The 3,654-nt window shown below is 59.7% G+C and carries 5 protein-coding genes and 1 rRNA gene; 3 read left to right on the forward strand and 3 right to left on the reverse strand.

What is annotated here, in order from left to right:
* Positions 1 to 4 precede the first annotated feature (4 nt).
* A 5S ribosomal RNA gene (gene rrf, locus GTP45_RS27720) occupies positions 5 to 117 on the forward strand.
* 47 nt (positions 118 to 164) lie between these two features.
* On the opposite strand, the gene GTP45_RS27725 is transcribed toward rrf, so the two are convergent.
* Complete coding sequence (locus GTP45_RS27725; RefSeq protein WP_161017079.1) at positions 165 to 1,055, reverse strand: AraC family transcriptional regulator; 891 nt, start codon at positions 1,053 to 1,055, stop codon at positions 165 to 167.
* Positions 1,056 to 1,242: 187 nt separating this feature from the next.
* Between GTP45_RS27725 and GTP45_RS27730 the strand changes: the two genes are divergently transcribed.
* Entirely contained in the window at positions 1,243 to 1,518 is a 276-nt protein-coding gene (locus GTP45_RS27730; RefSeq protein ID WP_161017076.1) for an SDR family NAD(P)-dependent oxidoreductase, read from the forward strand.
* Here the strand turns inward: GTP45_RS27730 and GTP45_RS27735 are convergent.
* Complete coding sequence (locus tag GTP45_RS27735; RefSeq protein ID WP_161017077.1) at positions 1,505 to 2,113, reverse strand: TetR/AcrR family transcriptional regulator; 609 nt, start codon at positions 2,111 to 2,113, stop codon at positions 1,505 to 1,507. The two genes, GTP45_RS27730 and GTP45_RS27735, sit on opposite strands and share 14 nt — an antisense overlap.
* 81 nt (positions 2,114 to 2,194) lie before the next feature.
* Between GTP45_RS27735 and GTP45_RS27740 the strand changes: the two genes are divergently transcribed.
* Positions 2,195 to 3,436, forward strand: a complete 1,242-nt coding sequence (locus tag GTP45_RS27740; protein WP_161017078.1) for a YbfB/YjiJ family MFS transporter — start codon at positions 2,195 to 2,197, stop codon at positions 3,434 to 3,436.
* Here GTP45_RS27740 and GTP45_RS28470 read toward each other — a convergent pair.
* Positions 3,391 to 3,654 (reverse strand): hypothetical protein (locus GTP45_RS28470; RefSeq protein ID WP_217363404.1); only part of this gene is annotated, 264 nt, incomplete at its 5' end. The genes GTP45_RS27740 and GTP45_RS28470 overlap by 46 nt on opposite strands.

Genomic DNA, 3,654 nt, shown 5'->3' on the forward strand with positions numbered 1-3,654 from the left:
AAAGCTTGATGACCATAGTAAGTCGGTCCCACCCCTTCCCATCCCGAACAGGACCGTGAAACGACTCTACGCCGATGATAGTGCTGCAACCAGTGTGAAAGTAGGTTATCGTCAAGCTAGTTATTAAGTGAGAAGGCCCGGTCTGTGACCGGGCCTTTTTGCGTTTACCCTCTTAATTCTGCGGGTTGAACCGCCAGGAATTGCCGCATGGCGTTGACCTCCTCGGTCGGGCTGCGGCCAAAGTAGCGCTTGAATTCGCGGCTGAATTGGGACGGGCTTTCATAGCCGACCTGCGCCGAGGCCAATTGCGCCGTAATATCGCTGCGCGCCATCAGCAGCCGCGCCTGATGCAGGCGGGCTGACTTCAGATATTGAATCGGCGAGCAGTGCGTCACCGATTTGAAATGCACGTGAAAAGCCGGCACGCTCATGCTGGCTTCCGCTGCCAGCATGCCGACATCGATATCGGCCGCGTAATCGGCGTGGATCCGGCGCAGCGCTTTGGCAATGCGGCCGAACTGGCCCTGGCTGGTCAGCGCCGCGCGCATGGCGGCGCCTTGTTCGCCCATCAGCACGCGGTAGCAGATTTCACGCACAATGGCCGGCCCCAGCACGCGCGCTTCGAGCGGCGAATTCAATGCTTCCATCAGGCGCAACACAGTGTCGCGCAGGCGCTCGTCCATGCGGGTGGTCATCATGCCTTTTGGCATGGCGGGGACGTCGTTGGCGTTCTGGTCGATGGCGAACATCAGGTCGGCCAGCGTGGTGCGGTCGATGCGGATCGAGATGCCCAGAAAGGGATTTTCCGGCGACGCCTCGACGGTCGCGGTGAACGGCATAGGCACGGCCACCACCAGATAGTGGTCGGCATCGAACTGCAGGATCTCATTGCCGAAATGGGTGCGCTTGTGGCCTTGCAGCGCGATGGCGATGCACGGATCGTACATGGCGGGCGACTTGGTGGCCCTCTGTGTGGAGCGCGTCAGGCGCACGTCGTCGACCAGCGTCTCGATCGAGCCGTCGACCGGGGCCAGTTGGTTGTGCAGGGCGATCATGCGTTCCATGCTTCACTCCATATTGATTGCGGTGAATAGGAATGATCCATGATTCCCGGCCGTATCGCCACATTTGCTTGTGCGATCCATAGGATTAGGCAAGAACTACATAGTGATGTGCATTCGCAGCATCCGCTTTAGCCCGTAAGATGCAGCCTGGTGTTAATGGCTTTGAAAGGATCGCATCATGACGCAAACTGAGCGCAAAGTTATCTTGATCGCCGGCGCCAGCCGCGGCAGCGGCCCGGCTACTGCCCGGCAGCTGGCAGGGCAGGGGCATCACGTGGTGCTGGGAGCACGCCGCTCCAGCAAGCTGCACGCGCTGGTGACGGAAATCCGCAAGGCCGGCGGTTCGGCTGAATGGTATGCGCTGGACGTGAACCAGCCGGAGGAAATGCGCGAATTCCTGGCGTTTGCCGAGGATGTCCACAAGCGCGTGGACGTGGTCATCAACAACGCTTGAACAAGACCTGAATCATGCTCTCCACTGTGGCCTGCAAATGTTCCTGGCCATGGTAAATCCGCTCCATCACCACATTGCCGCGCGTGAAAGCCACCAGCAGGCGCGCGGCCGCTTGCGGCGATAGCGTCAGGCGGTCTCTGGCATCCGCCTGCGACAGCCGCTCTTCCAGCACTTGCTCCAATCCGTCCAGCATGCCGCGCAGTGCATTGCGCACCGGTTCATCCATGGCGGTTTCGTCGGTGGCGATCTTGGTCGTCAGGCAGCCGCGCGTATGCGATGACGGCGTGCCGTCCAGTTGCGGCACCGGTTCCGACATCGAAGCAATCACATACGCAAAGTAGGCGCGCAAGGCGGCTTCGGCATCGGCCAGCCGCATGTGCTCGCGCACCTTCCCAAGGTAGTGCTCCCGGTAGCGCGCAAACGCCAGCAGGAAAATGTTTTGTTTATCGCCATACGCGTGATACAGCGAGCCGCGCAGCACGCCGGTCGCTTGCGCCAGCTCCTGCATCGAGGTGGCACCATAACCGCGCCGCCAGAACACGTGCATGGCGCGCTCCAGCGCCTGGTCTTCGTTGAATTGTTTTATGCCTGCCATGAAGTCGATTATCGGTATGTTTGACACAGCTGTCAAGTTTGACTATGCTGTCAAACATGATTGAAGCCTGAGAGGAATTCCATGGATGCCTTAGATGATCGCGGCGCGGCCTTGCGCGCTATTTTTGCCGGCTTGTGTGCCAGCCTGGTAGGGATAGGACTGGCGCGCTTCGCCTACACGCCGCTGATCCCGCCGATGATCGAAGCGCATTGGTTCGCCGCCAAGGATGTGATCTACCTCGGCGCCGCCAACCTGGTCGGCTACCTGGTCGGCGCCTTGATGGGCCGGCCGCTAGCGCGCCGCTATGGTGCGCGGCCGACATTGCGCGCGATGATGCTGCTGGCCTCGGCCGCGTTCTTTGCCTGTGCGTTTCCGCTGTCGGTGGGCTGGTTCTTTAGCTGGCGTCTGCTGTCGGGCATTGCGGGCGGCATCATCATGGTGCTGGCGGCAATGACGGTGTTGCCGCATGTGCCCGCCAATCGCAAAGGGATGGCGAGCGGCGCTATTTTCCTCGGCGTTGGCCTTGGGATTGCCGCGTCGGGCACGGTGGTGCCGCTGTTGCTGGACGTGAGCATGCGCGCGACCTGGCTCGGCTTGGGCGCCCTGTCGCTGCTGTTGAGTGTTGTCAGCTGGAAGTGCTGGCCGCATGCGGCGCACACCTCTGTGCCTCTGGGGGAAACCAAGCCGGCGGTGCAAGCGGCGGTACGGCTCGATCTGCATCTGTTGTATATGCAGTACGCGCTGATGGCGGTGGGCTTGGTGCCGATAATGGTGTTCCTGGTCGACTATGTGGCGCGCGGACTTGGGTGGGGCTCGCATACGGCGGCGCTGTTCTGGATTGTGTACGGTGTTGGCGCGACGATAGGGCCGATGGTGTATGGCTCGCTGGCTGATCGCGCAGGGCCGGCGCTGACCAGTCACTTGATCATCTGGCTGCAAGTCGCGGCAATTGCGGTGATGATGTTCTCGGTCAACCACATGGGACTGCTGGTGGCGACGCTGGTGATCGGCTCGTTCCCGCCGGGGATCGTGCCGGTTACGCTGAGCCGCGTGCAGCGCATACTGGAAGGCGACGCGCATGCGCAAAATATGGTGTGGAGCAAGGCCACCACAGTGTTCGCGCTGTTCCAGGCGCTGGCTGGCTATGCCTATTCCTATGTGTTCGCACACAGTGGCGGCAATCACCGCCTGTTGATGGCCATCGGCGCCGGCGCACTGATTATTGCCTTATTGGCGGATGGCGTGAAGAAAGCCCTTGTCAGAAGGTGCGCGCCTTGTTATGATTCTGTCCCTCGCGAAACACTACATGCAAATGCAGAGTGAAGCGAGAAAAAGTAAGGGTTGACGAGATATACGAAACGCTTCATAATCTCATCTCTCTGCTGCGAACAAAACGCTTCGCAGTGCAAGACAAGATCTTTAAAAATCAACAGTCGATAAGTGTGGGCATTTGGTGCTGCAACAAAAAGCATTAAATGCTCAACAAGAAATAATACAGTAGTGATACTGTCAGTATTTTGAGTGAGCGAACCATCTCGGTA

The organism is Duganella rivi, assembly GCF_009857435.1.
In the GTDB taxonomy this organism is placed as follows: Bacteria; Pseudomonadota; Gammaproteobacteria; order Burkholderiales; family Burkholderiaceae_D; genus Rugamonas; species Rugamonas rivi.

Coding starts and splice junctions, on each gene's coding strand:
- GTP45_RS27725 (WP_161017079.1), bottom strand. CDS start 1,055: ATGATCGCCCTGCACAACCAACTGGCCCCGGTCGACGGCTCGATCGAG.
- GTP45_RS27740 (WP_161017078.1), top strand. CDS start 2,195: ATGGATGCCTTAGATGATCGCGGCGCGGCCTTGCGCGCTATTTTTGCC.
- GTP45_RS27730 (WP_161017076.1), top strand. CDS start 1,243: ATGACGCAAACTGAGCGCAAAGTTATCTTGATCGCCGGCGCCAGCCGC.
- GTP45_RS27735 (WP_161017077.1), bottom strand. CDS start 2,113: ATGGCAGGCATAAAACAATTCAACGAAGACCAGGCGCTGGAGCGCGCC.